This is a genomic window from Advenella mimigardefordensis DPN7, assembly GCF_000521505.1.
Lineage (GTDB): Bacteria > Pseudomonadota > Gammaproteobacteria > Burkholderiales > Burkholderiaceae_B > Advenella > Advenella mimigardefordensis.
Genome location: NZ_CP003915.1, coordinates 953,381 through 979,529, shown reverse-complemented (window position 1 = coordinate 979,529; position 26,149 = coordinate 953,381). Strand labels below are relative to the sequence as shown.

Sequence of the window (26,149 nt, the reverse complement as noted above, 5' to 3'; positions counted from 1 at the left end):
CTAGGTGTTCTCCCTAGGGGAATTGGTATTATCCCTAGGACAACAACACAGTCATACCCCCATACACTTATCGTCCCGACCGGGTCATTCCGGCATGATTTTTCGATATTTATCTGTTCGAGCAGGCAATGACACTAAGACAACTCGAGGCATTTCGTGCGCTCATGATCACCCGTACCGTTACACAGGCGGCGGCGTTTCTTTCCATTTCGCAGCCGGCCACCACACGCCTGATCTCGGACCTGGAAACCTCGGTGGGCTTTCCCCTATTTGAGCGCCGTCAGGGCCGTCTTTTTCCGACCCATGAAGCAGAAGAATTACTCAGGGAAGTGGAGCGCAGTCTGGTTGGTGTTCAGGAAATTGCCTATGCAGCCAGCCAGATTCAGAAAGCACAAAAAGGCCAGTTCCATATTGCTGCCGCGCCCTGTCTGGCTTCCGGCGCCCTGCCTTTCCTGCTGCATAACTTCATGCAGGAACATACTGATCTGTCGGTTAAGCTAACGACCCACGCTTCGACCACCATCATGGATATGGTGCAGAATGCCAAGTGTGATCTGGGTATGGTGATCCTGTCCAGCGACTATCCGAGCCCCCTGGGTGAGCATCTGTTCTCGCTGGACTCAAAAATTGCCATTCCGCGTAACCATCCGCTGGCACAGAAAAGCGAGATCCACGTCACCGACCTGCAGGGCCAAACCATGATACTGGGTTCCCATGATATGGACACGCGCCAGGCGTTTGGTCTGTTGCTGGTGTCTCATGGCGTCAAGGTGTTCTCAAACGTCGACACCAACACCTCACAGACCATGTGCTCCTTTGTGGAGTCAGGCAATTGCCTGGCTATTGTTGACCCGATCACGGTAATAACCTACACCGGAAACAACATAATATTCAGAAATTTTTCGCCGCGACTGATGGTCCATTTCAGTGCCCTTTATCGCGCCGATAAGGTGGCCTTGCGCGTACTCAGGGATTTTGTGCACTACGTAAAAACAAATGTGACCATGGCAATCGCACAAAACGGCAAGCTGCTTTAAGATGGTGAAAAGGGCTGTAAATGCCATAACACCATATTATGGACGGGCCAAAAAAAAGCATTTTACATAGCGGGCAGTGTTCTCTATCGTTATCCGTAAGTTGTTCCCCAACCACGGAGAAAATGATGAAACGCAAGCTTATGACAGCTGCTATTGCAGGTTTACTGGTTACGCCAACCTCGATGGTATACGCGCAAACGCCCACGTTGTATCTTGGATCATATGGCGGTTCAACGCAAAAGGCGTTTGAGGAAGAAATCCTGCCCGCTTTCGAAAAAGCCAACAACGTTAAGGTTGTTTACGTTCCAGGCAACTCAACCGATACGCTGGGCAAATTGCAGGCACAGAAAAACAATCCCGAACTGGACGTAGTCATGCTGGATGACGGCCCCATGTATCAGGCGATGCAGTTTGGCTTCTGTGACAAAATCGACAAAAGCGCCCCGGTATTCAAAGATCTTTACCCCATCGCCGATCTGGGGCCTAATGCGCTTGGTATCGGGCTGGTGGCCACCGGCCTGTTCTACAACGAAGAAGCCTTCAAAAAAGAAGGCCTGACGCCGCCCACCTCATGGCATGATCTGGAGAATCCGCAGTTCGAGCAGCGCATGGTCATTCCGCCGCTGAACAATACCTACGGCCTGCACACACTGGTGAAATTTGCCAAACTCAACGGCGGCGACGAAAAGAACCCCGATCCCGGCTTTGATGCCATTATCAAAAAGGTCAACCCGAATGTGCTGGCCTGGGAGCCTTCGCCCGGCGGTATGACGCAGCTGTTTCAGAACGGCGAAGCGATCATCGGCGTATGGGGTAACGGCCGGGTTGAAACCTTCAGGTCCACAGGCTTTCCGGTCAAGTTCGTGTATCCCAAAGAAGGGGCCATGGTATTGCAGACCGCAGTCTGTCCCGTTGTCAAAAGCGATGTCGCTGAACTGTCTCAGAAACTGGTGCAATATCTTGCCTCGCCTGAAATACAGGTGGTTTTCGCACGCACGCAGAGCTGGGGACCGGTCAACAAAACTGTGAAGCTGCCGGCAGAAGACGCGCAACGTGTGGTGTATGGCGAGGCAGTCAACAAGCTGGAAAAAACCGACTGGGACACCGTCAATGCCGTGCGCACGCAATGGAACGATCGCTGGAACCGGACGGTGGAGCGGTAAATGAGTTTTCTTTCTGTCAAAAACCTGGGCAAAGACTACGGCGCGACGCGCGTCGTCAAGTCGATGGACCTTGAAATTGAGCGCGGTGAATTTGTCTCTCTGCTGGGTCCATCAGGCTGCGGCAAGACCACCACGCTGCAAATGATTGCGGGATTCACCGAACCCACGCGTGGCCAGGTCATTCTGGATGGTACGGATCTGACCGACATGCCGCCGGAAAAACGGGATATTGGCGTGGTGTTTCAAAGCTACGCGCTGTTTCCCCACATGACGGTTCAGGACAATATCAGTTTCGGCCTGGAAATGCGAAAAATGGCCAAAGACCAGCGCCGTGAGCGCATCAGCGAAGTGCTGGACATGGTTAGCCTGAGCGGAATGGGCGAGCGTTACCCCGCCCAGCTATCGGGCGGGCAGCGCCAGCGCGTTGCCATCGCCCGCTCACTGGCCATTCGTCCCCGGCTCCTTCTGCTGGACGAACCCATGTCCAATCTGGATGCCAAACTGCGCGAGAACATGCATATCGAGCTGCGCCGGATCCAGCGCAAACTGGGCATTACCACGATTCTGGTTACGCACGACCAGACCGAAGCGATGACCATGAGTGATCGAATTGCGCTGATGAGCGATGGCTGTATTCAGCAGCTGGCGCCACCGCTGGAGGTATACCATAACCCCAGAACGCTGTTCGTTTCCGGGTTTCTGGGCCGCGCCAATGTTTTTGCAGGCACCATTACACGCAGTGACAAGCAGACGTATCAGGTCAGCAGCGAGGGCCTGAGCTTTGCCGTCTGCCTGCCGGAAAACCACCCTTTCCGAGAGGGCAAGGCCAATATTATGATCAGGCCGGAGAATGTTGGTTTTGCCGACCCGGGTACGGCGGGCAAATTAACCGGCACGCTGTCCGAAGCCGTGTTTCTGGGCACACACTGGTTATGTGAGGTCCAAACGCCCCTGGGCATGTGGTTCGTCTCGGTCCAGCGGCTTGCTTCCCAGCCTGGTGATACAGTCGCGCTGGACTGGCTGAACAGTGATCTGCGCGTTATCGCCGAGCAGCAGTAAGGCCGGAGGCTCATATGCGTAAAGAACCCTATGTCTTGCTAACGCCCGCGCTCCTGCTGTTTTGCGGCATGCTCATCATTCCCATGCTGCTGGTTGCGATGCTGTCGTTCTATGCATTTAACGGCACCACCGGCATCATCCCGGATTTTTCGTTTGGCAACTACATAACCATCTTTTCAGACCCGTACTACGGAGAAATTTTCCTGCGCACCGCGGGCATGGCCTTGCTGGTCACGATTATCTGCCTGATTCTGGGCATTCCGGAAACGCTCATCCTCGCACGTATGCGCGCACCATGGCGCGGTATTTTCCTGGTAATGGTGCTGGGGCCTCTGCTTATTTCAGTTGTGGTGCGCACTCTGGGCTGGTCCATCCTGATGGGTCGGCAGGGCCTGATCAACGATACCCTGCTCCTGCTTGGTCTGATTGATTCGCCCATACGACTCACCTTTACGTTTACCGGTATGGTCATCGGTCTGGTGCATGTCATGGTGCCCTTCATGATTATTTCCATCTGGGCAACCCTGCGCAAGCTGGACCCTACCGTAGAATACGCCGGCCGCTCACTGGGTGGCTCGCCGCTCACGGTCTTTCGCCGGGTGATTTTCCCGCAATTGATGCCCGGCATTCTGTCTGGTTCCATCATCGTGTTCGCCCTGTCGGCATCAGCGTTCGCCACGCCTGCCATTCTGGGCGGACGCCGCCTGAAAGTGGTGGCGACGGCCGCCTATGATGAATTTCTCAATTCCCTGAACTGGCCGCTGGGCGCCGCCATCGTCATCCTTTTGCTGATCGCCAATATCATTGTCATCATGGGGCTGAATCGCTACACAGAAAGAAAGTACCGCACGATCTTTGCCGCAGGAGAAAATGAATGAAACGCAATCGAACGCTCTCGCTCATCTTTCACACTGCTTTCATGCTGTTTCTGCTGGCGCCGCTGGTAATCGTGATCATTGTTTCGTTTACAGACAAAGGCTTCATATCCTATCCGAGCGACGGCCTCTCGTTGCGATGGTATCGTGCGGCGCTGGACGAACCCCGGATTATGGAATCCTTCTGGCTGTCACTGAAACTGGCCGGATTTGCCTCCACCATCGCAGTGTGCCTGGCGGTGCCGGCAGCGCTGGCGCTCACCCGCTTCCGTTTTCCGGGGCGCGATGCGATCAGCGCATTTCTGATGTCGCCCCTCATGATCCCCAACGTCGTATTGGGCGTGTCGTTCCTACGCTTCTTCAATATCGCCGGGCTGTCCGGTTCGATATTCTGGCTGACTATGACACATGTCATTTTTATATTTCCCTATTCCCTGCGCCTGGTGCTGGCATCGGCTACCGGTATGGACCGGGAAGTGGAACTGGCCGCAAGGTCGCTCGGTGCGGGCAAACGCCATATGTACGGTCGCATCATCCTGCCATTGATCCTGCCTGGTCTTGTCGGTGGCTGGCTACTGTCCTTCATTCAGAGTTTTGACGAACTAACCATGACGGTATTCGTTGCAACGCCGGGCACAACCACGCTGCCGGTCTGGATGTATAACCATATTGCACAAACCATCGATCCGCTGATCACGTCGGTATCAGCAATTCTTATTATTGCTACTGTGATAATGATGATTATTATGGACCGTCTGGTGGGTCTGGATAAAGTGTTGATTGGAAAAGGTTGAAATGTACAACACAGATATAATTGTGATCGGCGGCGGGATCGTGGGCTCAAGCGTTGCCTATGGCCTGGCCCGTCAACATGCAAAAGTGCTCATGCTTGATGAAGGCGATGTTGCCTTTCGTGCCTCCAGGGGTAATTTCGGACTGGTATGGGTGCAGGGAAAGGGCCACGGCTTCTCGCCCTACACCCGCTGGACCCTGCAATCGGCCCGCCACTGGCCTGCACTGGCCAGTGAACTCACGGAACGCACCGGTATTGATCCTTACCTGCAGCAGCCAGGTGGCTTCGTTTTCTTTACCAATCAGGCCGACCTGGATGAACGACAGCAACTGATGCGCAACGTCCAGGCTTCGGTCGAAGAAAAGTATGACTATACCTTTATGTCACCGGCAGAGGTACGCAAATATATTCCGGCTATCGGCCCCAAAGTCATCGGCGCCTGTTATACGCCCATGGACGGCCATGCCAACCCCTTGAAGCTATTGCCCGCCTTGCAGCAAGGCGCACGCCAGCTGGGTGTGGACTATCGCTACAACAACCCGGTGGAACATATCGATTATGAGTCGGGCAGCTTCATCGTCACCACCCGCGCCGGTGAAAAGTATGCCGGCAAAAAGGTGGTGCTGTGTGCGGGCCTGGGCAACAAGCGACTGGGAAGTCTTGTTGGCCTGCACGTGCCGGTCGAACCGAACCAGGGCCAGGTCATGATCGGCGAGCGCTGCGCCCCGTTCCTGTCCTATCCCACCATGCACGTGCGCCAGACCAATGAGGGCACGATCCAGATCGGTGATTCACTGGAAGACGTAGGCTATGACGATACAACACGATTGTCATTACAGCAGGGCATCGCCCGCCGCGCCATCGATTATTTCCCTGCGCTGGCCGACATGCGCATCATCCGCTGCTGGGCCGCGCTGCGCATCATGTCGCCTGACGGCATGCCGATCTATCAGGAATCGTCCCAGATGCCTGGGGCCTACGTCGTGACCTGCCACAGCGGCATCACACTGGCGGCCAATCATGTTTTTACTATTCCCGACTGGATTCTGCGCGGCACCTCAGCCCAAACCATCGCCCCCTTTAGCAGCCAGCGCTTCGACACTTTGACCAGAGCCCAATCATGAACACCGTACTTTTCAGAACCGTACCGATAAACAGCGGTGACGCTGCCCAAACCGTCACCTTTGACTTTGAAGGCAGGCAATTGCACGCGCCCAGGGGTATCACTGTGGCGGCAGCCCTGATGCAGAACCAGGTGCTGCATTTTCGTGACTCGCCCGTCAGCGGCCAGCCGCGCGCGCCGTACTGCCAGATGGGTGTGTGCTTCGAGTGCCTGGTGCAGATCAATGGCGTACAGAATCGGCAAAGCTGCATGACCACCATCGAAGACGGCATGGTCATCCGGATGCAGCGGGGCCAGACTACGTTTACCGTGATCCAGACAGGTGAAGCGCAATGAGTACACACACAAATGTCGCCATCATCGGTGCCGGACCTGCCGGCATGATTGCCGCTGCCAGACTGACAAGCCTTAAGCACTCGGTCATCGTGCTGGACGAACAGCCACAAGCCGGCGGACAGATCTGGCGCAATATCACCCACACCACTTCCGGCCTTGCCGATATTCTGGGCCCGGACTACACTGCAGGCGCGAGCGTGGCCGGGCAGTTTGCTGCCAGCGGTGCCCAACATCTGCGCGGCGCAACCGTCTGGAACCTCACCCGCGAGCGCCAGCTGCATTATCTGCATCAGGGCAAGTCGTACTCCCTGACCGCCGACGCCGTGATTCTGGCCACCGGCGCCATGGAACGCCCCTTCCCCATTCCGGGCTGGACGCTGCCTGGTGTGATGGGCGCCGGCGCCGCGCAGGTCCTGCTCAAAGGAGCCGGTACCGTACCGGCAGCACCCGTGGTGATTGCGGGTTGCGGCCCTCTGTTGTATCTGATTTGCTGGCAATATCTGCGCGCCAATGTGCAGATTGCGGCGGTGCTGGACACCAGTTCGGGCCGGGATATTTTTCAGGCCGGCCCGGCGTTGCTTGGCGGGCTGGCCGCGTTCAAGGACATCCGCAAGGGCCTGTCCATGATCAATGCCATTAAGGCAAAAAAAATCCCTTTCTATCGCGGCGTGCAGAAACTGCGCATAAACGGGCAGAGCAGCGTGCGTTCCATCGCCTTTGAACATCAGGGACAGACCCATGAGCTGGAAACCAGCCTGGTTCTGCTGCACCAGGGGGTGGTGCCCAATACGCAATTTACCTGGCTGCTGCGCGCCGCACACGACTGGTCTGATACCGGCGCGTGCTGGATTCCCAAGACAGACGGCTGGGGCCGGCTGCACGAACTGGATGGCATTTATCTTGCCGGTGACGGCCAGGGCATCGCCGGCGCCCAGGCGGCCGTCACCCGCGGCGAACTGGCCGCACTGGCAGTAGACGCCCAGTTAAATCCGGCCCAGGCAGACTCACTGGCAAACCGCAGCGTGCCGCTGCAATCACAATTGAAAAAAGACATGGCACTGCGTCCGTTTCTGGATGCTGCCTATCTGCCCAAACGCGAGAACCGGCTTCCGCAAGACGACACCATCGTCTGCCGCTGCGAGGAAGTGACTGCCGGACAAATCCGCGACTTCGTCAGGCAAGGCTGCATGGGACCGAACCAGGCCAAGTCATTCAGTCGCTGCGGCATGGGGCCGTGCCAGGGCCGCCTTTGCGGTCTGACTGTCACAGAGGTCATTGCCGACCAGTTGAATGTTGCACACGACCAGGTGGGCTACTATCGCATCCGCGCACCGCTCAAGCCGGTTACACTGGCAGAGCTGGCTTGCGCCACCGATTCCGAAAACTGATTTTTTCACAGGAGTAAACGATGTCAACCATAGAACGTTTCGAAACCAACAAGCGGATGAGCCGCGTCGTTAAATACAACGGCATTATTTTTCTGAGCGGACTGACTGCCGATAATCCCGACGAGGACGTTCAGGGTCAGACGCGCAGCATTCTGGCGAAAATTGAAAAACATCTGGAAGCCCACGGTTCTTCCAAGGATAAAATCCTGACTGCACAAATCTGGCTCAAGGACATTGACCGGGATTTTGCAGGCATGAACGAAGTCTGGGATAACTGGTTGCCCGAAGGTACGGCCCCCACCCGCGCCACCGGCGAATCCAAACTGGCAGCACCCAAGCTGCTGGTTGAGATCATCGTCTCGGCAGCTGCGTAACGACAGGGTCAGGGGCAACGCATGAACCTCCATGCCAAATGTGATGTGATTATTGTCGGCGGGGGTATTCATGGCGTTGCCTCGGCCTATTTCCTGGCAAAGAAAGGGCTCTCGGTCGTCCTTCTTGAACGCGATTACTGCGGACGCAGCGCCTCGGGCGTGAACGCCGGCGGCGTGCGAACGCTGGGACGGGTAGTACCGGAGATCCCCCTTTCGCTGGCGTCCTCCGAATTATGGCAAACGCTTGATTTTCTGCATGGTTTTGACGGTGCCTTTGTTCGAACGGGACAAATCAAGGTAGCCGAATCCGTGCAGGACATGCAAAAACTGCAGGAACGCCACAATTTACTTGCGCGGCACGGATTTGACCACGAAAAACTGATAGACCAGGATCAGGTAAGACAAATCGTGCCGGCCATTGCCGCGCACGTTCAGGGTGCGCTGTGGGTTAGCACCGATGGCTTTGCCTTCCCCTACCTGATCGTACAGGCATTTGCCCGGCAGGCTCGCCTGCTGCACGCAGACATCCGGGAACAATCACCTGTGAAGGCGATAGAACATAGCGGCAATCACTGGCGCGTCAGCACGCCAGAACAAACCATCGTCGGCGAAAAACTGCTGCTGTGCGCCGGCGCCTGGACCCCGGAACTGGCGCGCCTTTGTGGCGACGAGATACCGGTCACGCCCGGCGGCCTGATGCTCATGGTGACTCAGCGCGTGCCCCACTTTATCAATCCGGTATTGGGCGCGACCAGTCGCGGCCTGTCGTTCAAGCAGTTTGCCAATGGCACCGTGGTGATCGGCGGCGCGCTGGAATGTGACGCCGATACCGGACAAAATTACGCAGAGCTGGATTTTTCACGATTAGCCAACAGCGCCCGCATCGTGACCGATCTGTTTCCATTTCTCAACAATGTGAGCATTACCCGGGCCTGGTCCGGGATTGATGGCTATGCGCCAGACCACACCTGCATCATCGGGCCCAGTGCCTCGGTGGATAATTTATATTACGCTTGTGGTTTTTCATCCAGCGGCTTCCAGTTGGGGCCGGCCTCGGGCCAGTATCTGGCAGAGGTGATTGCCGACAATGCAGAGAATCCGCGGTATCAAGGTCTGTCGCCGGCACGGTTTTCCTGATAGCCACAGCCGTCGTCCCGTTATACATCTCACATTTAAGCCCGGGGCGCGGACGGCTGCCGTCCGCAACGCAAGCGACCGCCGGAATCAGCTGGCCTGCCTTGCGGTCGATTTCAGCAACGGATTAAGCCCGCTCAAGGCCACTTTCGAATGCAGGGCTCGTCCCAGCACAGATTCGCAATACGCGGAGCCTTCCAGCAGGCGCTGCAGATCGATGCCCGTGTTCACGCCCATGGACTCAAGCAGATTAACCCAGTCTTCGGTGCAGACATTGCCGGTAAAGCCGCCGCCATATTTCACCTCGGTTGGATGGCCACCTACGCCTCCCATAGAGCAATCAAAATACCGCACGCCGCTCTCATAGGCAGCCAGGTAATTGACCATACCCGTGCCCCGGGAGTCATGAAAATGCGCAACCGGTACAATTTGCGGGAACTCGCGAAGCACGGCGCTGAACAGCCGCTGCGTTGCTGCCGGCACCGCCATGCCCGTGGTATCGCCCAGCGCCACCAGTTCCACACCGGCATTACTGAACTTTTCCACGTCCTTCAGCACGTCCGATTCGCTGACCCGTCCTTCAAATGGACAGCCAAACGCCATGGAAATCGTGCCCACCAGACGATATTGACCGCTGGCAGCAGCAACCATGTCCGCAATATTCTGCCACTGGTCGGCGCGCGTGCGCTTCAGGTTTTTCAGCGAATGGCTATCGGTGGCCGAGACCAGCAGGCTGATCTCGTTGGCCCCAAAGCCCTTGCCAGAATCGATCAGCGCGCGCTCCACGGCCCGCACGTTGGCGCAGGTTGCCTTGTAGAACACGCCGGGTGCCCTGCGAATGCCTGCGAGGACGTCGCTGGCATCGGCAAACTGCGGAATCACCTTGGGATTGGAATAGGACGTGGCTTCGATCCGGGTCAGTCCCATATCGGTAAAGCGATCGATCAGAGCGATTTTGGTGGCCAGTGGCAACATGACAGGCTCGTGTTGCAGGCCATCCCGGGCAAAGCATTCACAAATAACGATTTCGCTCATTTTGCTGACTCCGCCAGGCCCAGCAGGCTGATGGCATGTGCTCGCAGTTTGTTTTTCTGTACTTTTGAACTGCCGGTCATACCGATATCCTCGAAACTGTCCACCACCCGAACGTAGCGTGGCACCTTGAAATTTGCAATACGCGGCTTACACCAGGCAATCAGCTCATCCGGCGTGCAGCTATAACCCTGTTTCAGAACCACGAAAGCGGCCGGTACCTCGCCCAGTCGCTCGTCGGGCACGCCCACCACCTGAGCCAGTGCGATCGCTTCGTGCAGCAGAATAAATCCCTCAACTTCCGTAGGGGCCACGTTCTCGCCCCCAACCCGAAAGATGTCCTTTAAACGTCCCACCATCTTCAGGCGCCCGGCCCGATCCATTTTGCCCAGGTCCCCGGTCTTAAGCCAGCCGTCCTCGGTGAACGTGCGGGCGGTCACGTCGGGCATGTTGTAATACCCGTGCATCACACTCCACCCCTTAACCTGAATCTCGCCGGCCTCGCCTGGCGGTAAAATTTCACTTGTGTTCGCGTCGATGATCCGTACCCGCACCCCCGTGTGCGGTAGCGCCCAGCCTTCAGTACGCAACGGCAAAGGATCATCCCAGCCGGACATGACCACATTGGGCGAGGCTTCCGACAGCCCATAGGCATTGCACAGATGCGGCACGTTCATCTGATCATGAATTTTCTGCATCACCTCGGGACCGGCGGCGGCCCACCCACCACGCAAATGCAAGGTCGATGCATCAAATTCCGGATGACCCATCAGCATCAGAAAAATTGTGTCGTTGCCTGAAGTGAGCGTACACTTCTCCCGCTGCAGCATGGCCAGCGCAAGCGACACATCGAATTTGGGCAAGGTAAGCAAACAGCAGCCGGTACTCAGGGACACCAGTATCGATAAGGTAGAGCCGGCCACATGGAAGAACGGCCGGATACTGAAATAGCGGTCCTCTGGCTTAATACCCATACGCAGCGATACCGCGTACGCGTCCGAGAGCATATTGTCGTGGCTGAGCATGACGCCTTTTGGAAATGACGTTGTGCCGGAAGTATATTGAATCAGCAGGATATCATCCGGGCTGACTGTGCCGCTTTGTGTCTGGCAGGCTTCGATATCGTCATCATTCACACTTGCAATCAGCTGGTCAAAATTGATTGCCCCGGGTGGCACGGCTGATGTATCAAACATCAGCGCCTGAGTCAGCGTTGGCAACGCTTCGCCGGGCAGCCCCGTCGCCAGGGCGGGCTCCACCGCGGCCAGCAACGCCGCAAAATCAATGCCCAGGAATGTTTCTGTCAACACGATGGTTTTCACATCTGCCTGCTTCAGGCAGAAGGCCAGTTCCTCCTGCTTAAAACGCGTATTGATGGGTACGGTCACGGCACCGATGCGGGCGCATGCAAAGAAGGTCTGCAGCCATTGCACACTATTGCCCAGCATCACTGCCACATGATCGCCCTTGCGCACGCCACGTTGCCATAATGCAGCGGCCGTTCGATCTACCCTGACAGACAAGCTCCGCCAGGTTTCGCGCGAATCATTATCGATAAATGCATCGTGGTCGGGATAGGCTGCTGCGGTCTCGGCCAGCACTTCGCTCAGGATCCTGCCTCTGGGCAACATGATCATTCTCCTTTTGTGCTGCCGAATGTGGAGATGGCAGACTTCCAGTCACTGTGACGCAGGTTCTTTTCAATGGCCAGCAACTCTATTGCCATGGCCCCTTCGCGGGTGGTCTCAACACCTGCATTGATGCAATGCTTGGTCAGCCTGACTGTCAGCGGTTTTGCATTTGCAATATCGCCTGCCATCTGCATCAGTTGTTCTGCGATAGTCTCAGCTGGGACGATCCGATTTATAAGGCCATACTCGCGCGCTTCCTGCGCATCAAAAATGCGACCACTGAAGAGCAGTTCCTTGGCGACGCGAACCCCGGCAATCCGGCTGATACGCTGGGTTGCACCCACTGTACCCCAGCTCACTTCGGGGTAGCGGAAGGTGGCCTCGGGCGTAGCCCAGGCAAAGTCGCATGCGGCGATAATTTCACAACCAGAACCGAAGGCCGGGCCGTGCACCAGCGCAATGGCAGGACGCGACATTTTTTCAATCGCATCATAGGCAGCAAAGCCGGCCACCCGCCGGGCCGTCATATCGGACAATGTCATATCCTTGCGCTCTTTGAGATCAGCGCCCGCACAAAACGCCGGACCCGCTCCCCGAAAAACGACCACGCGGATGCGCTCATCCTGTTCGATCTGCTCGGTGACGCTAACCAGTTCGGCACACATTTTCACATTCAGCGCATTTCTGCTTTGCGGACGATTTAACAGCACAGTGGCTACACCATTTTCCTCTACCGTCAGTGCAATCGTTTCATATGACATTTGTCGTATCCTTATTGGTTCGTGATATTGGCTGCATTCAGCAGCTTTTCTATTCTTTCCCGGTCCTGTGCAACAAAGTCACTTGCCGTTTTGCTGTCCATCAGAAACGGTTCAACGCCCTGCTTTTCATACATAGCAATCGTATCGGGATTTTCCGATACTTTCTTCAATGCGCCATATAGCGTATCCACTACGTCTTTGGGTGTATTGGCCGGCACGGCCATGCTATACCAGCTGGACCCTTTGAAGCCGTCATAGCCCAGTTCATCCATCGTCGGCACATCAGGCAAGGCAGGCGAACGTTTATTTGCAGCAATCGCCAAGGCATGCAGTTTGCCCTGCTTAATAAATGGCAGCACTGCCGGCAGGTTCAGAAACCCGACCTTCACCAGTCCGCCGGCCAGGTCTGTTGACGCTGGTGCTGCGCCCTTGTAAGGTACGTGCAGCAATCTGGCTTGCGTCTTCTGTTTGAAATTCTCGCCCGTCAAATGCGGTGAACTACCGTTGCCAGCCGATGCATAGGTATATTTTTCAGGATTGGCCTGACTATCCTTGATCAGCTCATCAACTGATGTCAAACCTGAATCGGCCGCTACCGTTAACACATTTGGAATATTACCGACCATGCCGACAAAGGTGAAGTCTTTGAGGCCATCATACGGGACCTTCTGCATCAAGGGCGTTACCACATGCGCGGCCGCTGTGCCGAACAGCACGGTATAGCCATCGGGTTTGGCGCGGGCAACATACTCGGCACCGATGCTTGCACCGCCACCGGGTTTGCTTTGAATAATGATGCTCTGACCCAGCGCCTCACTCATTTGCTTTGCCACAATGCGCGCCAGAATATCAGCCGGCCCACCGGCCGCATAAGGGTTGATGAACGTAATCGGCTTATCCGGAAAACCGGCTGCCTTTGCGGTATGCATAACGCCCACCGCCAGTATCGTTATTGCACCGGCAAACAGCCGGCTGCTGCGGGAAAAATGATTGAACATCGTCGTCTCCTGTGTGGCTGATTTTGCATCAGTCGAAATGTTGCATCAGTCGAAAAATGGCCTTATAAGGACAGATCCGCAAGCCTATAGGCGGATATGCCAGCCGTCATATCAAATTGCCTTCAGTTGCCGCAACCCCTGGATTTGCTCCTGAGTGAGCCCGAGCTTTTCCATAAGGATGTGATCTGTGTGTTCGCCAAGCAGGGGTGGTCGCCCCATGACCGGATCGTCGTACCCAGTAAACTTGAACGGCACGGCAATCCCTTCGAATTCGCCCACCTGAGGGTGAGCAAAGCGCTGTACCAGCTCCCGGCTTGCCACATGGGCATCGGCAAAAATCTCGTCCACCGATAATATCGGCCCTGCCGGTACACCACGTTCGTCGCACAGTTGGCACAGACGGGCACGTTCCAGCTTGCCAATGGCCTGCTGCAACCCATGCATCACCTCGTCGCGTCGCTTTACCCGCTCGATATTTTTTGCCAGCACCTCATCCTGCGCCCACTGATCCAGCCCAAGCAGTTCACATAATGGTTTCCAGTGCTGATCGCTGCCGGTAATCTGTACCCACCTGCCGTCAGCACATTCGAAGGCTGCGGAAGGCACACGCCCCGGATGTTCGGTACCCAGCCGGGCCGGCACCTCACCCAGCGTGAAGTAACGGGCAGCGGCCAGTGACAGCAGCCCTACCTGCCCGTCGAACATGGAAAAATCCACGTGACAGCCATGACCGGAACGATCTTTCCCGACAACTGCCGTCAGAATTGCGATCACCACCCATAAGCCGGAGGTCAGGTCAGCCACGGGCAAGCCCGGTTTGACAGGACCGCCACCACGTTCACCGGTCAGGCTCATGATGCCGCCCATCGCCTGAAAGACCGTGTCGTACCCTTTGCGTGGTGCGTAGGGCCCTGTCATGCCAAAGCCCGTACACGACACATAGACGATGTCACTATTGTGTTCCCTGATGGCATCGTAGTGCAGGCTGTATTTTTTCAGGGTATCCACAGGGAAATTCTCCAGGAACACATCGGCCTCGCGCGCCAGATCCCTGATTATTTTCTGCCCCTCCGGCGTACGCAGATTAACGGTGATGGATTGCTTGCTGCGGTTAAAGGCAAAAAAATAGGCCGATTCGCTGCCGTTTTCTCCTGTCACTCGCGGCTCAAAATGGCGCGTTTCATCACCGGTGACCGGCTGCTCCACCTTGATCACCTGTGCGCCCATTTCGGCAAGAATCATCGAGGCAAACGGACATGCCAGCACCCGTGACAAATCGAGTATTTTCAACCCTTCCAGTGGTCGCATCGTGTTTCCCTTCATTTTTTACTGAACCCGCGCATCATGACGTTGGCATCGCGCCCTACCGCCAGTGCCTCTTCCAGCGCCAGGTCTGCTGCACGATAGAACGTACGTTTAGTTGTAGCCATCGCGACGGGACTCCAGCCAGCCAGTTTTTCAGCGTAGCGGCGAGCCTCGCCCAGCACCTCTTCAGCCGGGCAAACCCGATTGACCAAATCAAGCTCAAAGGCACGTTGCCCACTGACCGGCTCGGCCATCGCGACCAGTTCAAAGGCCTTCTTTTGTCCCAGTTGCCGCACCAGATTGGCCAGCACCACTGCCGCAACAATCCCGTGCTTCAGTTCGGGATAGCCAAAGCGCGCATCCTCGGCCATCACGACCAGGTCGCAGGCAAGCGCCAGCCCGGCGCCACCACCCAGCGCATTGCCATGGACCGCCGCAATAATCGGCTTGGCAATTTTTGAAAATGACAAATGCAATGAAGTGGTCAGATCGGCACGATCCAGTACCTGATTCGTGGCGTCCGGCGTCAGGCTGGAAAATTCTCCGATATCGGCGCCGGCGCAGAAGGACTTGCCCTGGCCATGCACGATAATCGCCCGCACTTGCGGGTCATGCTCTGCAACCCTCAAGGCATCAAGCAAGGCCTGGGTTAGCGCCGTATTTAGTGCATTGTGTTTTTCCGGCCGATTCAAAGTAATGGTCAGAACATGATTCTCAATTTCTGTCAGCAACACAGACATGTCTATTTCCTTTCTTTCATAAAATGTATCTTTCATTGCAGGCGGTTTATATTTCGCTCAGCACACGCCGCGCATCATTCAGTTCAGCAACAAGCTGCTGCATGAGCTGACGGACAGACATAATGCTTTCCACCAGCCCGGCCGATTGGCCCACTTCCACTTTGCCCCAGGCCACATCGCCATCCAGCGCCGCCTGCCGCAAGGTACTTTTTTTGAATTCGGCTTCGTATGCCGCTTTGTCGCAGCCAGACTGGTCAACCTGCTGCATATGCGCGGCAAAATCATTGCGAATCATTCTGACCGGCAAACCCTTGCGTCCCACCAGATCGGTTCCGTCTACACCCGTTGCGAGCGCCACAGACTTATAGGCATCGTGTACGCTGGCCTCTTCAGTCATCAGAAAGCGCGTACCCAGCTGCACCGCATCGGCGCCCAGCGCGAGCATGGCCGCAATGCCATAACCGTCAGCGACACCACCGCCGCCCACGATCGGCAAGGCAAAATCGCGGGCTGCCTTGCGCACAATAACCAGAGAGCTCACCTCATTGGCCGGTGGATGTCCGCCAGCCTCGGTGCCCACCACCGCCAGCGCATCCACACCCGCGGCAGCGGCCTTGCCTGCATGCTCCAGCGTAGACACGACGTGTACCCACTTTGTCCCGATCTCGCGAAAACGGGCGAGATGGGCTTTGGGCCCACCCTGCGAAGCGAAAATAACCGGAACCCGAAACTCATAGGCCATGTCCAGAAAGGCCTGTGCGCCTGGCCGGTATAGCGGAATATTCACCGCAAATGGTTTATCGGTACCGGCGCGAACCGCTTGCAGCACCTGACGAAAATCCTGCTCATACATCGGTCCGGCAGCAATCATGCCCAACCCACCCGCATTGGAGACCGCTATCGGCAACGCTGCGCTGGAGGATGCCCAGCTCATGCCTGCCTGGATAATCGGATATTCAATATTCAACATTTGGGTAATACGGGTTTTCATGCGGCGTCCACCTGCGAACAATAAGTAGAAATGAGTGTTAGTTGTCTGGCATTGCCGGCTGCCCCACAAGGCACAATGAGCAGGGTCATCCGGCAAACTAGTTGATTTTTTCAACCATTATTTAAATCGTAAACCAGATAGTTTCTTAATTCAACCATTTTTGTTGATTTTTTTTATCACATACCGCATGATTAAGCCCATTGGTAACCAGAAGACGATAATCATCATGAAGCAACCTGAAAACATCAAAGAACTGTTTTCGTATCGCCTGAACCGATTGGCGTTTTTAAGCAGCACGCTGGCAGAATCCATCAACCAGGACCTGTTCGGTCTGGATAAGCAGAGCTGGCGTTTTATCGGCCTGCTCGCCGCCTTTGCTCCCATGTCATTGAAAACATTGGCAAAAGAAGCCAATATTGATAAAAGCCGCGCCAGCAAGGCCGTGGCCAGTTTGTCAGAGCGTGGGCTGATCCAGCGTAAAAACAGTGACCGTGATGGTCGCAGCATCCAGCTGTCACTCTCGGAAGAAGGCGAAAAGCTCTACGCCAGTGCGTTTCCGATCGCCCTGCGCAGAAATAACGAAATCCTGGATGTATTAACACCGCAGGAAAAAGAGATGTTTGATACGATCGTCGACAAGTTGATTTTTCGTACGAAAATTCTGATGGATTTACAGCCGGGTGGAAAAAAAGGCGCCTGACACGCGCAGTGGCCGTCCCGCCCCTGTCATACCGGCTATTGCACATGACAGGGCAATACAGCAGCATCACATCATGACAACTTTCCCAAACGTGATATAGTTTCATTTATCAACCATATAATATGGCTGATAAAAACTATATTATATTCAGGAGGAATGACAATCGTGATAGCGACCACACGTTTACCAGCAGGCGCGGACCCGGCTACGTCCCATGGATAACAACACACCCCAATCCCTGCCACTGGCCGGCATCCGCATTCTGGACCTGACCTCTGCCGTCGTCGGCCCCTATGCCACGCAAACGCTGGCCGATTACGGCGCAGACGTGATCAAGCTGGAGCCGCAGTCGGGCGACATCATTCGCTGGATTTCCGGTCACTCCCCCACCCCGGGCATGTCGGGAAAGTTCATGCACATGAACCGCAACAAACGCAGCATCAGCCTGAACCTGAAAGCGGAACGGGGCAAGTCGGCGTTTATGAAACTTGCCGCGCAATCGCATATTGTCATCCACAATATGCGGGCAGACGCCATGGCCCGCCTGGGCATTTCGTTCAGTGCACTAAGCAGTCTCAATCCCGACCTCATTTATTGCAATATCGTCGGCTTCGGCAGCCAGGGGCGCTACGCCAATCGTCCCGCCTATGATTCCATTTTGCAGGGAGCGACCGCGCTGGCATCGCTGTTTGCACACAATGGCAGCGAACCGCGCTACGTGCCGTATGTAGTGGTAGATCGAACGGCGGCCCTTATGGTTGCCAATACCATTATGGTCGCGCTCTATGCACAAACCCGCGATCCCGGTCCGCGGGAGATTGAAGTACCGATGTTTGAAAGCTACGCAACACTGGTGCTGAGCGAGCATTTATACGGCGAATCGTTTGACCCGCCAATCTCGCCTAGCGGTGACAAACGCTTGCTTGACGAAAATGCCCGCCCGGTCAAAACCAGCGACGGCTATATCTGCATTACGACCAATACCGACGCACAGGTATTGGCCCTGTTCGATGCGTTTGGCTTACCGCAGCTCAAATCCGATCCTCGCTTTAATCGCGCCATTAATCGAATTGATCATATTGCCGATTTCTTTGCGCTGCGCGCCCGGGAAATTGCCAAATGCAATACGCAATACTGGCTGGAGCAACTCACCCGGTATGACATCCCTTGTATGCCCTGCCACACTATTTCATCTCTGCTGACGGATCCGCATATTGCCGACGTTGGCCTGGTAGAAAAGCGGCAACATCCCACCCAGGGCACTATCCGGCACCTGAATGTCCCGATCAGCATGACCGGTTTTTCTCCAACGTTGCGACATCATGCGCCGCTGATTGGCGAGCATACACGGCAAATTCTGCTCGAGGCCGGTTTATGCACAAAAGAGATCACGAGTATGCTGCAGGCTGGCGAAGCCTACCAAAGCGATCCGGGCGAGCAAGCCAGCGTTGGTTAAACGCCTTGCAAGACATGGATCAAACCGGGCGCTGTAGTTGCACACCGCCCGGCTATCAGCCATTATTACTCTGGCTTAGCGCCTGACAATTCCACCAATTGGCCGTAACGCGTAATTTCAGATTGCATGAACGTGCCAAACTCGGCCGCCGTATTGTCTCCTTCGACAACCTGCGCCCCCATCCCTTCCAACTGGGCACGGGTTTGCGGATCTTTCAGCGCATTATTGATCGCCTTGTTCAGCGTATCCACAACCTCCGGCGGCGTACCTGCCGGTGCAACAATGCCGTACCACGCAGAAGCAATCATACCTTTGACGCCAACCTCTTCAAAGGTGGGCACATCAGGCAGGAAGGGAATGCGTTTGGTCGACGCAACCGCCAGGGCAGTCAGATTGCCGCCTTTTACCTGCGCCATGGAACCTGTATCGATCATGAAATCAAGTTGCTTGCCCAGCAGGTCGCTGACGGCAGGGCCACTGCCCTTGTACGGAATATGGGTAAAGCTGGCGCCTGTCAGGTGCTGCAGTTGCGACGTAGCCAGATGCTGGGATGAGCCCACACCGGCGGAACCATAATTGAGTTCGCCGGGCTTTTCCCTGGCGAACTTCAGCAGATCAGTGGCAGAAGTAAAGCGCGAGCCTTTAGGCACCTCAAGTACATTTGGAATATTGGCCACGAATGCGACCGGCGCAAAATCCTTTTGCGCATCAAACCCCAGACGCTTGTACAAATGTGGGTTGGCGGCATTCGTGGAACTGGTCGCTACCAGCAGCGAATAGCCGTCGGCTTTCTCCCGCACAAATGAGCTTGTACCAATATTACCGCCAGCGCCCGCCTTGTTTTCCACTACTACGGTCTGCTTCAACTGCGCTGCCATGCCCTTAGCCAGGATGCGCCCCAGCACATCGGTTGCGCCACCTGGCGACCAGGGCACCACCAGCTTGATGGCATGGTCCGGGAACGCCTCTGCATGCACCGTCGCTGGCACAGTAATAGACGTAAGCACGCCCGCCAGGGCTGCCATATAAAAAGGTTTGAATGTCTTGCTTGCTGTCATAAATAATCTCCTTTATTTGAGTGGCAGGCCGCCACAATTCGATGTCAGATGCACCGCCCGCTGCTGTCAGGGCGATGGCTATTAATATGGATGGACGCCCTGGCGGCCATGATTGAGTTTGAAAAAAAATAATATTGATTGATAATAATGATTCTTTTAGGGAATCAATTTTGTCTCCCCTTTCGTTTCTCCGGATACGAAACATATTGCACACCTGCCACACAATCCTGAGTCACTATGCTTACATTCAAACAAATCGAAGCCCTTTACTGGGTGGTGCAACTGGGTAGTTTTGCCAGCGCCGCCCAACGCCTGAATACAACCCAATCAGCCATTACCAAGCGCATCCAGGAGCTGGAATCCGATTTCGATGTAAACATTTTTGATCGCAGTGGCCACAAGGCCACGCTAACCCCCAAAGGCCAGGAAATGGTAGAGATGGCCTCCGAACTGCTGACGCAACGCGATGTGATGCTGATGAAACTCAAAGGCCACCACACGTTTTCGGGCATATTGCGCCTGGGCATTACCGAAATCACGGCCATGACCTGGCTTCCCGACCTGATGGCACAACTGCGCATCCTCTTTCCCAAACTCACGGTCAGCCCCAAAACAGGCATGGCAGCAGAATTGCTGCAGAACCTGCTCAAAGGACAACTGGATATGGCTTTTCTGCATAATGAATTCAGATCCCCATTGCTGGAGCAGTATCCCCTTGATTACGTCAATTTCGCCTGGGTCGGTAGTCCCGGCATGATCACAAGTGACCGGGTCTATACGCCACAGGACATTTCAGAAATGTCGCTGATCCGCCAGGACATGGAGTCGGGTCTCAACTCCCTGTATGACGATTGGCTGCATCCCTATACGGCAGAACAAAACCTTTTTACGATCAACAGCCTGCTGGCTATGGCTGGATTGACCGTTGCCGGATTCGGCATCTGTTGCCTGCCCATCGACTATTTCCACCCGCTGGTCACCAGCCGCAAGCTCGCGGTGATGAAAACATCCAAAGCCCCGCCCAGATCCCTTTACTGTGCCATGTATGCAAAAAATGCCAATGCCATGCTCTACAAGGAAGTGGCCACGCTGGCCAGGGATGTCTGTAATTTCAGCATCCCCTATGGCAGCGGTATCAATGCCTGATATCGGCCAGGAATTTGCGTGCACGCTCGGTCTGAGGCCGGGTAAAAAACGCTGCCGGCGCCGCCTGCTCGACAATGGCGCCGGCATCCATGAACCAGATCGTATCGGCAACCTCCCGCGCAAAATTCATTTCGTGTGTCACGCAAATCATCGTCATGCCTTCTGTGGCCAGCGACTTCATCACCTGCAATACCTCATTGACCATTTCCGGGTCCAGCGCGCTGGTGGGTTCATCAAACAGCATGATTTTTGGATTCATTGCCAGTGCCCGGGCAATAGCGACCCGTTGCTGCTGCCCGCCTGACAGTTGTCCAGGAAACGCAGCGGCTTTATGGCCAAGGCCCACCCGTTCCAGCAGCGATGTGGCCTTCGCTCGCGCTGCCGCTTTATCGCTGCGTTTCAACAGGACCGGCGCCATCATCAGATTATCCAGTACGCTCATATGGGGAAACAGGTTGAACTGCTGAAACACAAACCCGATATGACTACGCAACGCGTCTATTGATTTGCAGGCATTCACATCCTGCTCATCCACAATGATGGAACCCGCCTGTATCGGTTCAAGCCGATTGACGGTGCGAATCAGTGTAGACTTACCCGAGCCGGAAGGTCCACACACCACCAGCACTTCACCCTGGGACACTCTGGCTGTGACGTCGCACAAGGCCTGATATTGGCCGTACCACTTGGACACGTTGTTAAACTGAATCATTCCAAACTCCTATCCCTCAAATGCTATGCGGCTATGTTCAATCCGCGTCTCAACCACTTTCACCAGTCCCACCAGAATCAGATTGAGAAAAAAGTAAGTTAGTGCCAGCAAACCGAATACTTCAAACGGGCGGGTCAGCAATATATTGTTAATCTGGCTTGCGGCAAAGGTCAGCTCATGCACGCTGATGACAAATCCCAACGACGTCTCTTTCACGGTTGAAATAAACTGACTCAAAATGCTTGGAATCGTATTGAACAGGGCCTGCGGCAAAACGACTTTGCGCATCGTCTGAAAGTAGCTCAGACCGAGCGAGCGTCCTGCCTCCATCTGCCCCGCAGGCAATGCCTGGATGCCACTGCGGACAATCTCGGAAATATAAGCGCTCTCATAAAACACCAGTGCCACTACCATGGTGGTCGTACCGGCAACGGGTCGATTGATAATCACCGGCACCATGAAATAGGCCCAGAATATAAACATAATCAACGGCAGTCCGCGTACGACATACACCACGGCGGTGGCCGGCCAGTACAACATCCGTACCGGGCTAATCCGGCACAGCGCCAGCACAATCCCCAAAGGAAAAGAAAACACCAGACTGAGCAAGGCCAGCACGATGGTTGCTGCCAGCCCACCCAACGGACCCTGGGGATATTGTCCAACCAGCAGCAACAGCCAGTTATCGGAAAGTATTTCAAACATGCTATTTCCTAAGACCGTTTTTCACAAAAGGCGGTCTTTCTGGACAAACCCGCGCCGATAAACATCAGGCATAGCGAAATAAGCAGATAGATCACGGTGACGACCAAATAAATTTCGAAGGTTTTGAACGTCGCCGACTCAATTTCGCGGCCAGCGCCTGTCAGCTCGATCAGGCCGATAGCCATGGCAAGGCTGGTGTTTTTGAACAGCAACAGGGTCTGATTCGTAAGTGTAGGAATGGAGACCACAAACGCCAGCGGCAAAATCACTTTTCGCATCGATTGCAGATAATTCAAACCCAGCGTTCTGGATGCCTCCATCTGACCTGCCGGTATCGACCGGATCGCGCTGCGCAAGTCTTCAGTCACGTAAGCGGCGGTCACCAGGCCAATGGCAATGGTTGAATAGAAGAACTCGCCGCCAATGATATTGATGGCATCGTTGATGGCCTCGGGCACAATCGAGGCCACCCCAAAGTACCAGAACAGGATATGAACCAGCATAGGCACATTCCGGTGAAAGGCCACATATACGGCAATCAGATAATTGACCACCCGGATATTGAGTGTACGTACCACCGTCAGAACACTGCCAAGGCCGAAGGCAATCAGCCAGGCCAGCAATGTCATTTTCAACGTTGTCAATACGCCCTGTAGCACGAGCCATGGGTACTGGCCGTCAAGCAGCGAAGCGAAATCCAGTGTGTAGTTCATATACCCGCTACCTGCGCCCTAGCCTTTGATCTCTTCCATCTTGAAGATCCGCTTGGTATGGAACTCAGTCTGCGGACCGAACCAGCGATCGAAGATTTGCTGTGCCTTGCCTGATTGCTCAAGTCCGGCCATCGTTTCGTTGATCTTGCCAAGCAGTGCCGTTTCCCCTTTTTTAACGCCCAAACCCCATGGCTCGGTAAACAACGGATCTTCGATCATGCTGAGCCTGACCGGTGTTTTCTGTGCACCCTGCTCGAATTTCAGCAGCATCAACTCGGACCCAACGAAGCCGTCCACTTTTCTCTGCTGAAGCGCAACAAACGCTGTTGGCGGATCTTTGAACGTAACTGTCGTCACATCCGGAATCAGGCGTTTTGCACCCGCTTCAGACGAAGAACCACTTACCGCGCTCACGCGCTTACCGGCCAGATCGGCGTTTTTCTTCAGTTTGTCGGCGTCTGCCTGACGAATCAATATCTTCTGCGGGCTGACATAGTCGGCATAACTATAATCAATTTGCTTGGCACGATCCGCCGACCAGCCCAGGTTGGCGGCAACCACGTCCACACGACCTGCTGCCAGTTCAGGAATACGAGCGGCCACCGAAATCATTTTGACCTCCAGCTTGACACCGATGCTTTCGGCGATTTCCTTGCACAGATCCACTTCATAGCCCACCACCTGGCGCGTCTTGGGATCCTGGAAACTGAATGGCTCAGACGTGCCAAGCGTGCCGCAAACGAGCGTGCCGCGTTCTTTAATCGTATCCAGACTGTCGGCCTGCGCAACATTGGCACATGCCATGACAAATGGCAAAAGAGTCAAAAGGTTTTTCAATTTCATAATCATTTCCCTGGCAAATTGCATTGTTAGACGAGTTGGCTGCAAGCAGATGCAATCTTTTCGCACCCTTCTCTGATGATATCCAAATTGGTCGCAAAACTGATTCTTATAAAACCCGGCGTGCCATAAGCAGTGCCGTCAAGCACTGCCACACCGGCGTGGTCCAACAGGTAATGCACTACATCAAGATCAGTAGCAAGGGTCGTGCCATCAGGCGTGCGTTTGCCCAACAGCCCCTTGACGCTCGGAAACACATAGAATGCACCTTGCGGTACGGCGCAGACGAAGCCATCGATTGCATTGAGCAAAGGCACAATCACATCACGGCGTTCACGAAAAATGCGGCAGGCTTCCCGCACGCAGGCCTGATCCTCTGTCAGCGCAGCGACGGCAGCGCGCTGGCTGGGCTCGCTGGCGCAGGAGGTTGTCTGCGATATCAGGGTTGTCATTGCCTTGATCAAAAAAGCCGGGCCCGCAGCATATCCAATACGCCAGCCCGTCATGGCATATGCCTTGGAAACACCATTAACAACCAATGTGCGTTCCCGCAGCGTTTCGCTGTAAGTGGCCAGCGAGACATACGCAGCGTCGTAGCTGAAATGTTCGTATATTTCATCTATCATCAGATAGACGTGAGGATGACGCTCAAGAACTGCTGCAATATCACGAAACTCTGCGGCGGTATACATGGAGCCTGACGGATTATTCGGACTGTTTAACAAAAGCCACTTGGTTTTGTCATTAATCGCCTGTTCCAGCTGCGCTGCCGTGACCTTGAATCCGGATTCGGCAGTGCTGGCAAGCATGACCGGTTTGCCGCCATTGAGCGTGACCATGTCAGGGTAAGAGACCCAGTAGGGCGCCGGAATAATCACCTCATCGCTGTCGTTCAGCGAAGCTGCCAGCGCGGTATAGATCAACTGCTTGGCACCGGTACCAACAATGAGCTGATCGGTCGTGTAGCGAAGGCCGTTTTCACGTTCAAATTTTTGCGCTACAGCATGCAACAATTCGGGGACACCCGCAGACGCGGTGTATTTGGTCGCGCCGTGCCGGATTGCCTGCACCGCTGCGTTGGCAATATGTTCCGGCGTCGCAAGATCAGGTTCACCGATGGTAAAGTCAACAATCTTTTTGCCAGCCGCTCGCAGCGTATCTACTTTCTTCTTTGCAGCCATGCTGGGCGATGCCTTGATCCATTGCATCCGCTGCGCCAGTAACGAACCCGTGCTTGTCATCATCGTCGTCATATCAGGACAGTCCCTTGGCAGCAAGCACCGGATGCAGCCAGCTTTGCTCTGTCGCACCCGAGGCAATTTCATTCATGATTTTTTCTTCTTTGTGCGCATGCGCAGTGGCCGCTGCAATCAGCGCCGGAGCCTGTTCTACCGGAAAGCAGACAATCCCATCTTCGTCGGCAACAATCACATCACCCGGCTCGATCACCTGCCCCCCGATACTGACCGGCACATTGATCTGGCCCGGACCTTCCTTGTAGGGGCCACGGTGCACATTTCCCCTGGCATAGCACGGGAAGTTGTCGTTCTCAAAAGCGGCGACATCACGTATAGCGCCATTGACAATAACGCCGGCACATTCACGTTGCTGCAGATACTTCTTCATGATCTCGCCAATGCAGGCGTTACTTACATCGCCGGCAGCATCAATGACCAGTACGTGACCTGGCTCAAGCATGGTCATGGCCTTGTATATATACAGATTGTCGCCTGCACGCGTTTTAACGGTAACGGCGGTTCCCACCAATTTGCCTGTCTGGTTGTAGCGTTTGAGTCCGACGACGCCCACTTGTCGATGCAGATTGTCACTCAGATGCGGGGTTACGATTTGCTGCAGAGCAGCGGCTATGCCCGGCTCTAGCACGGGACTGGAGGGATTGATCCGGGTAGAAAAGTCTTGCAATGTCATCTTGTTTACTCCTTGATGACAGCATCATGCCCAGTCCGTTTATTTTCTTAAAGGGAATTTAATGCGTGACGAATAATTCCTAAAAGGAATATAGCTACCGATAGATGTACTTTGTATCCAGTCACTGGGCTTTATTCCCCTGAATTTCAA

27 protein-coding genes are annotated in these 26,149 nt (G+C 55.0%); 13 read left to right on the top strand and 14 right to left on the bottom strand.

Features of this window, described 5'->3' with window-relative positions; genetic code table 11:
* Positions 1 to 128 precede the first annotated feature (128 nt).
* The 10 genes from MIM_RS04510 (at position 129) to MIM_RS04465 (ending at position 9,285) form a co-directional block, all read left to right on the top strand.
* On the top strand, positions 129 to 1,037 hold the full coding sequence (locus tag MIM_RS04510; RefSeq protein ID WP_025371576.1) for a LysR substrate-binding domain-containing protein: 909 nt from the start codon (positions 129 to 131) through the stop codon (positions 1,035 to 1,037).
* 140 nt (positions 1,038 to 1,177) lie between these two features.
* Positions 1,178 to 2,200: an ABC transporter substrate-binding protein gene (locus MIM_RS04505; RefSeq protein WP_245592812.1), complete on the top strand. Its 1,023-nt coding sequence runs from the start codon at positions 1,178 to 1,180 to the stop codon at positions 2,198 to 2,200.
* On the top strand, positions 2,201 to 3,259 hold the full coding sequence (locus tag MIM_RS04500; protein WP_025371574.1) for an ABC transporter ATP-binding protein: 1,059 nt from the start codon (positions 2,201 to 2,203) through the stop codon (positions 3,257 to 3,259).
* A gap of 14 nt (positions 3,260 to 3,273) precedes the next feature.
* Positions 3,274 to 4,137, top strand: a complete 864-nt coding sequence (locus tag MIM_RS04495) for an ABC transporter permease (protein ID WP_025371573.1) — start codon at positions 3,274 to 3,276, stop codon at positions 4,135 to 4,137.
* On the top strand, positions 4,134 to 4,928 hold the full coding sequence (locus tag MIM_RS04490) for an ABC transporter permease (RefSeq protein WP_025371572.1): 795 nt from the start codon (positions 4,134 to 4,136) through the stop codon (positions 4,926 to 4,928). Before MIM_RS04495 ends, MIM_RS04490 begins: the two co-directional genes overlap by 4 nt.
* A gap of 1 nt (position 4,929) precedes the next feature.
* A complete protein-coding gene (locus MIM_RS04485) occupies positions 4,930 to 6,051 on the top strand; it encodes an NAD(P)/FAD-dependent oxidoreductase (RefSeq protein WP_025371571.1) in 1,122 nt (373 codons plus the stop codon).
* Entirely contained in the window at positions 6,048 to 6,386 is a 339-nt protein-coding gene (locus tag MIM_RS04480) for a (2Fe-2S)-binding protein (RefSeq protein ID WP_025371570.1), read from the top strand. Before MIM_RS04485 ends, MIM_RS04480 begins: the two co-directional genes overlap by 4 nt.
* The gene (locus tag MIM_RS04475) at positions 6,383 to 7,774 is read left to right on the top strand and encodes an NAD(P)/FAD-dependent oxidoreductase (protein ID WP_025371569.1); all 1,392 of its coding nucleotides are present in this window, start codon (positions 6,383 to 6,385) and stop codon (positions 7,772 to 7,774) included. The genes MIM_RS04480 and MIM_RS04475 overlap by 4 nt, the downstream gene beginning before the upstream one ends.
* Positions 7,775 to 7,794: 20 nt before the next feature.
* Positions 7,795 to 8,148, top strand: a complete 354-nt coding sequence (locus tag MIM_RS04470) for a RidA family protein (RefSeq protein WP_025371568.1) — start codon at positions 7,795 to 7,797, stop codon at positions 8,146 to 8,148.
* Positions 8,149 to 8,169: 21 nt separating this feature from the next.
* Complete coding sequence (locus MIM_RS04465; RefSeq protein ID WP_025371567.1) at positions 8,170 to 9,285, top strand: NAD(P)/FAD-dependent oxidoreductase; 1,116 nt, start codon at positions 8,170 to 8,172, stop codon at positions 9,283 to 9,285.
* A gap of 87 nt (positions 9,286 to 9,372) precedes the next feature.
* Here the strand turns inward: MIM_RS04465 and MIM_RS04460 are convergent, their stop codons facing one another.
* From MIM_RS04460 to MIM_RS04430, 7 genes are all read right to left on the bottom strand, one after another.
* A complete protein-coding gene (locus tag MIM_RS04460; RefSeq protein WP_025371566.1) occupies positions 9,373 to 10,317 on the bottom strand; it encodes a hydroxymethylglutaryl-CoA lyase in 945 nt (314 codons plus the stop codon).
* The gene (locus MIM_RS04455; protein ID WP_025371565.1) at positions 10,314 to 11,945 is read right to left on the bottom strand and encodes an AMP-binding protein; all 1,632 of its coding nucleotides are present in this window, start codon (positions 11,943 to 11,945) and stop codon (positions 10,314 to 10,316) included. Before MIM_RS04455 ends, MIM_RS04460 begins: the two co-directional genes overlap by 4 nt.
* A gap of 2 nt (positions 11,946 to 11,947) precedes the next feature.
* Entirely contained in the window at positions 11,948 to 12,706 is a 759-nt protein-coding gene (locus MIM_RS04450; RefSeq protein ID WP_025371564.1) for an enoyl-CoA hydratase/isomerase family protein, read from the bottom strand.
* A gap of 11 nt (positions 12,707 to 12,717) precedes the next feature.
* Positions 12,718 to 13,704 carry a Bug family tripartite tricarboxylate transporter substrate binding protein gene (locus tag MIM_RS04445; protein ID WP_025371563.1) on the bottom strand — a complete coding sequence of 329 codons (987 nt, stop codon included), beginning with the start codon at positions 13,702 to 13,704 and terminating at the stop codon, positions 12,718 to 12,720.
* A gap of 111 nt (positions 13,705 to 13,815) precedes the next feature.
* Positions 13,816 to 15,012: a CaiB/BaiF CoA transferase family protein gene (locus MIM_RS04440; RefSeq protein ID WP_025371562.1), complete on the bottom strand. Its 1,197-nt coding sequence runs from the start codon at positions 15,010 to 15,012 to the stop codon at positions 13,816 to 13,818.
* Positions 15,013 to 15,023: 11 nt separating this feature from the next.
* Positions 15,024 to 15,749, bottom strand: a complete 726-nt coding sequence (locus MIM_RS04435; protein WP_025371561.1) for an enoyl-CoA hydratase/isomerase family protein — start codon at positions 15,747 to 15,749, stop codon at positions 15,024 to 15,026.
* A gap of 46 nt (positions 15,750 to 15,795) precedes the next feature.
* Entirely contained in the window at positions 15,796 to 16,740 is a 945-nt protein-coding gene (locus tag MIM_RS04430; RefSeq protein ID WP_025371560.1) for an NAD(P)H-dependent flavin oxidoreductase, read from the bottom strand.
* Positions 16,741 to 16,966: 226 nt separating this feature from the next.
* On the opposite strand from MIM_RS04430, the gene MIM_RS04425 reads away from it, so the two are divergent.
* Together MIM_RS04425 and MIM_RS04420 are read left to right on the top strand one after the other, a co-directional pair.
* Positions 16,967 to 17,440 carry a MarR family winged helix-turn-helix transcriptional regulator gene (locus MIM_RS04425; RefSeq protein WP_158318692.1) on the top strand — a complete coding sequence of 158 codons (474 nt, stop codon included), beginning with the start codon at positions 16,967 to 16,969 and terminating at the stop codon, positions 17,438 to 17,440.
* A 214-nt stretch (positions 17,441 to 17,654) separates the two neighbouring features.
* Positions 17,655 to 18,896: a CaiB/BaiF CoA transferase family protein gene (locus MIM_RS04420; RefSeq protein ID WP_025371558.1), complete on the top strand. Its 1,242-nt coding sequence runs from the start codon at positions 17,655 to 17,657 to the stop codon at positions 18,894 to 18,896.
* A 65-nt stretch (positions 18,897 to 18,961) separates the two neighbouring features.
* On the opposite strand, the gene MIM_RS04415 is transcribed toward MIM_RS04420, so the two are convergent.
* The gene (locus MIM_RS04415; RefSeq protein ID WP_025371557.1) at positions 18,962 to 19,954 is read right to left on the bottom strand and encodes a Bug family tripartite tricarboxylate transporter substrate binding protein; all 993 of its coding nucleotides are present in this window, start codon (positions 19,952 to 19,954) and stop codon (positions 18,962 to 18,964) included.
* Between the two features lie 237 nt (positions 19,955 to 20,191).
* Between MIM_RS04415 and MIM_RS04410 the strand changes: the two genes are divergently transcribed.
* On the top strand, positions 20,192 to 21,100 hold the full coding sequence (locus MIM_RS04410) for a LysR family transcriptional regulator (RefSeq protein WP_025371556.1): 909 nt from the start codon (positions 20,192 to 20,194) through the stop codon (positions 21,098 to 21,100).
* On the opposite strand, the gene MIM_RS04405 is transcribed toward MIM_RS04410, so the two are convergent.
* From MIM_RS04405 to MIM_RS04380, 6 genes are read right to left on the bottom strand one after another with little or no spacing between them, the layout of a single operon-like run.
* Positions 21,090 to 21,812 (bottom strand): amino acid ABC transporter ATP-binding protein, encoded by a 723-nt coding sequence (locus MIM_RS04405; protein ID WP_025371555.1) that lies wholly within the window; start codon positions 21,810 to 21,812, stop codon positions 21,090 to 21,092. The genes MIM_RS04410 and MIM_RS04405 overlap by 11 nt on opposite strands.
* 9 nt (positions 21,813 to 21,821) lie before the next feature.
* On the bottom strand, positions 21,822 to 22,517 hold the full coding sequence (locus MIM_RS04400) for an amino acid ABC transporter permease (RefSeq protein WP_025371554.1): 696 nt from the start codon (positions 22,515 to 22,517) through the stop codon (positions 21,822 to 21,824).
* An 8-nt stretch (positions 22,518 to 22,525) separates the two neighbouring features.
* Complete coding sequence (locus MIM_RS04395; RefSeq protein ID WP_025371553.1) at positions 22,526 to 23,230, bottom strand: amino acid ABC transporter permease; 705 nt, start codon at positions 23,228 to 23,230, stop codon at positions 22,526 to 22,528.
* Between the two features lie 18 nt (positions 23,231 to 23,248).
* Positions 23,249 to 24,073 carry an ABC transporter substrate-binding protein gene (locus MIM_RS04390; RefSeq protein ID WP_025371552.1) on the bottom strand — a complete coding sequence of 275 codons (825 nt, stop codon included), beginning with the start codon at positions 24,071 to 24,073 and terminating at the stop codon, positions 23,249 to 23,251.
* A gap of 26 nt (positions 24,074 to 24,099) precedes the next feature.
* Positions 24,100 to 25,323, bottom strand: a complete 1,224-nt coding sequence (locus tag MIM_RS04385) for a pyridoxal phosphate-dependent aminotransferase (RefSeq protein WP_084458914.1) — start codon at positions 25,321 to 25,323, stop codon at positions 24,100 to 24,102.
* Position 25,324: 1 nt separating this feature from the next.
* On the bottom strand, positions 25,325 to 25,999 hold the full coding sequence (locus MIM_RS04380) for an RraA family protein (protein WP_025371550.1): 675 nt from the start codon (positions 25,997 to 25,999) through the stop codon (positions 25,325 to 25,327).
* Positions 26,000 to 26,149 lie beyond the last annotated feature (150 nt).

Bases quoted from the DNA above. Each gene is read 5' to 3' on its own strand.
- MIM_RS04485 (WP_025371571.1), top strand. From the start codon at position 4,930: ATGTACAACACAGATATAATTGTGATCGGCGGCGGGATCGTGGGCTCA.
- MIM_RS04450 (WP_025371564.1), bottom strand. From the start codon at position 12,706: ATGTCATATGAAACGATTGCACTGACGGTAGAGGAAAATGGTGTAGCC.
- MIM_RS04480 (WP_025371570.1), top strand. From the start codon at position 6,048: ATGAACACCGTACTTTTCAGAACCGTACCGATAAACAGCGGTGACGCT.
- MIM_RS04415 (WP_025371557.1), bottom strand. From the start codon at position 19,954: ATGACAGCAAGCAAGACATTCAAACCTTTTTATATGGCAGCCCTGGCG.
- MIM_RS04465 (WP_025371567.1), top strand. From the start codon at position 8,170: ATGAACCTCCATGCCAAATGTGATGTGATTATTGTCGGCGGGGGTATT.
- MIM_RS04420 (WP_025371558.1), top strand. From the start codon at position 17,655: ATGGATAACAACACACCCCAATCCCTGCCACTGGCCGGCATCCGCATT.
- MIM_RS04380 (WP_025371550.1), bottom strand. From the start codon at position 25,999: ATGACATTGCAAGACTTTTCTACCCGGATCAATCCCTCCAGTCCCGTG.
- MIM_RS04410 (WP_025371556.1), top strand. From the start codon at position 20,192: ATGCTTACATTCAAACAAATCGAAGCCCTTTACTGGGTGGTGCAACTG.
- MIM_RS04500 (WP_025371574.1), top strand. From the start codon at position 2,201: ATGAGTTTTCTTTCTGTCAAAAACCTGGGCAAAGACTACGGCGCGACG.
- MIM_RS04405 (WP_025371555.1), bottom strand. From the start codon at position 21,812: ATGATTCAGTTTAACAACGTGTCCAAGTGGTACGGCCAATATCAGGCC.
- MIM_RS04460 (WP_025371566.1), bottom strand. From the start codon at position 10,317: ATGAGCGAAATCGTTATTTGTGAATGCTTTGCCCGGGATGGCCTGCAA.
- MIM_RS04510 (WP_025371576.1), top strand. From the start codon at position 129: ATGACACTAAGACAACTCGAGGCATTTCGTGCGCTCATGATCACCCGT.
- MIM_RS04475 (WP_025371569.1), top strand. From the start codon at position 6,383: ATGAGTACACACACAAATGTCGCCATCATCGGTGCCGGACCTGCCGGC.
- MIM_RS04445 (WP_025371563.1), bottom strand. From the start codon at position 13,704: ATGTTCAATCATTTTTCCCGCAGCAGCCGGCTGTTTGCCGGTGCAATA.
- MIM_RS04390 (WP_025371552.1), bottom strand. From the start codon at position 24,073: ATGAAATTGAAAAACCTTTTGACTCTTTTGCCATTTGTCATGGCATGT.
- MIM_RS04440 (WP_025371562.1), bottom strand. From the start codon at position 15,012: ATGCGACCACTGGAAGGGTTGAAAATACTCGATTTGTCACGGGTGCTG.
- MIM_RS04425 (WP_158318692.1), top strand. From the start codon at position 16,967: ATGAAGCAACCTGAAAACATCAAAGAACTGTTTTCGTATCGCCTGAAC.
- MIM_RS04395 (WP_025371553.1), bottom strand. From the start codon at position 23,230: ATGAACTACACACTGGATTTCGCTTCGCTGCTTGACGGCCAGTACCCA.
- MIM_RS04430 (WP_025371560.1), bottom strand. From the start codon at position 16,740: ATGAAAACCCGTATTACCCAAATGTTGAATATTGAATATCCGATTATC.
- MIM_RS04400 (WP_025371554.1), bottom strand. From the start codon at position 22,517: ATGTTTGAAATACTTTCCGATAACTGGCTGTTGCTGCTGGTTGGACAA.
- MIM_RS04495 (WP_025371573.1), top strand. From the start codon at position 3,274: ATGCGTAAAGAACCCTATGTCTTGCTAACGCCCGCGCTCCTGCTGTTT.
- MIM_RS04435 (WP_025371561.1), bottom strand. From the start codon at position 15,749: ATGTCTGTGTTGCTGACAGAAATTGAGAATCATGTTCTGACCATTACT.
- MIM_RS04490 (WP_025371572.1), top strand. From the start codon at position 4,134: ATGAAACGCAATCGAACGCTCTCGCTCATCTTTCACACTGCTTTCATG.
- MIM_RS04455 (WP_025371565.1), bottom strand. From the start codon at position 11,945: ATGTTGCCCAGAGGCAGGATCCTGAGCGAAGTGCTGGCCGAGACCGCA.
- MIM_RS04385 (WP_084458914.1), bottom strand. From the start codon at position 25,323: ATGACGACGATGATGACAAGCACGGGTTCGTTACTGGCGCAGCGGATG.
- MIM_RS04470 (WP_025371568.1), top strand. From the start codon at position 7,795: ATGTCAACCATAGAACGTTTCGAAACCAACAAGCGGATGAGCCGCGTC.
- MIM_RS04505 (WP_245592812.1), top strand. From the start codon at position 1,178: ATGACAGCTGCTATTGCAGGTTTACTGGTTACGCCAACCTCGATGGTA.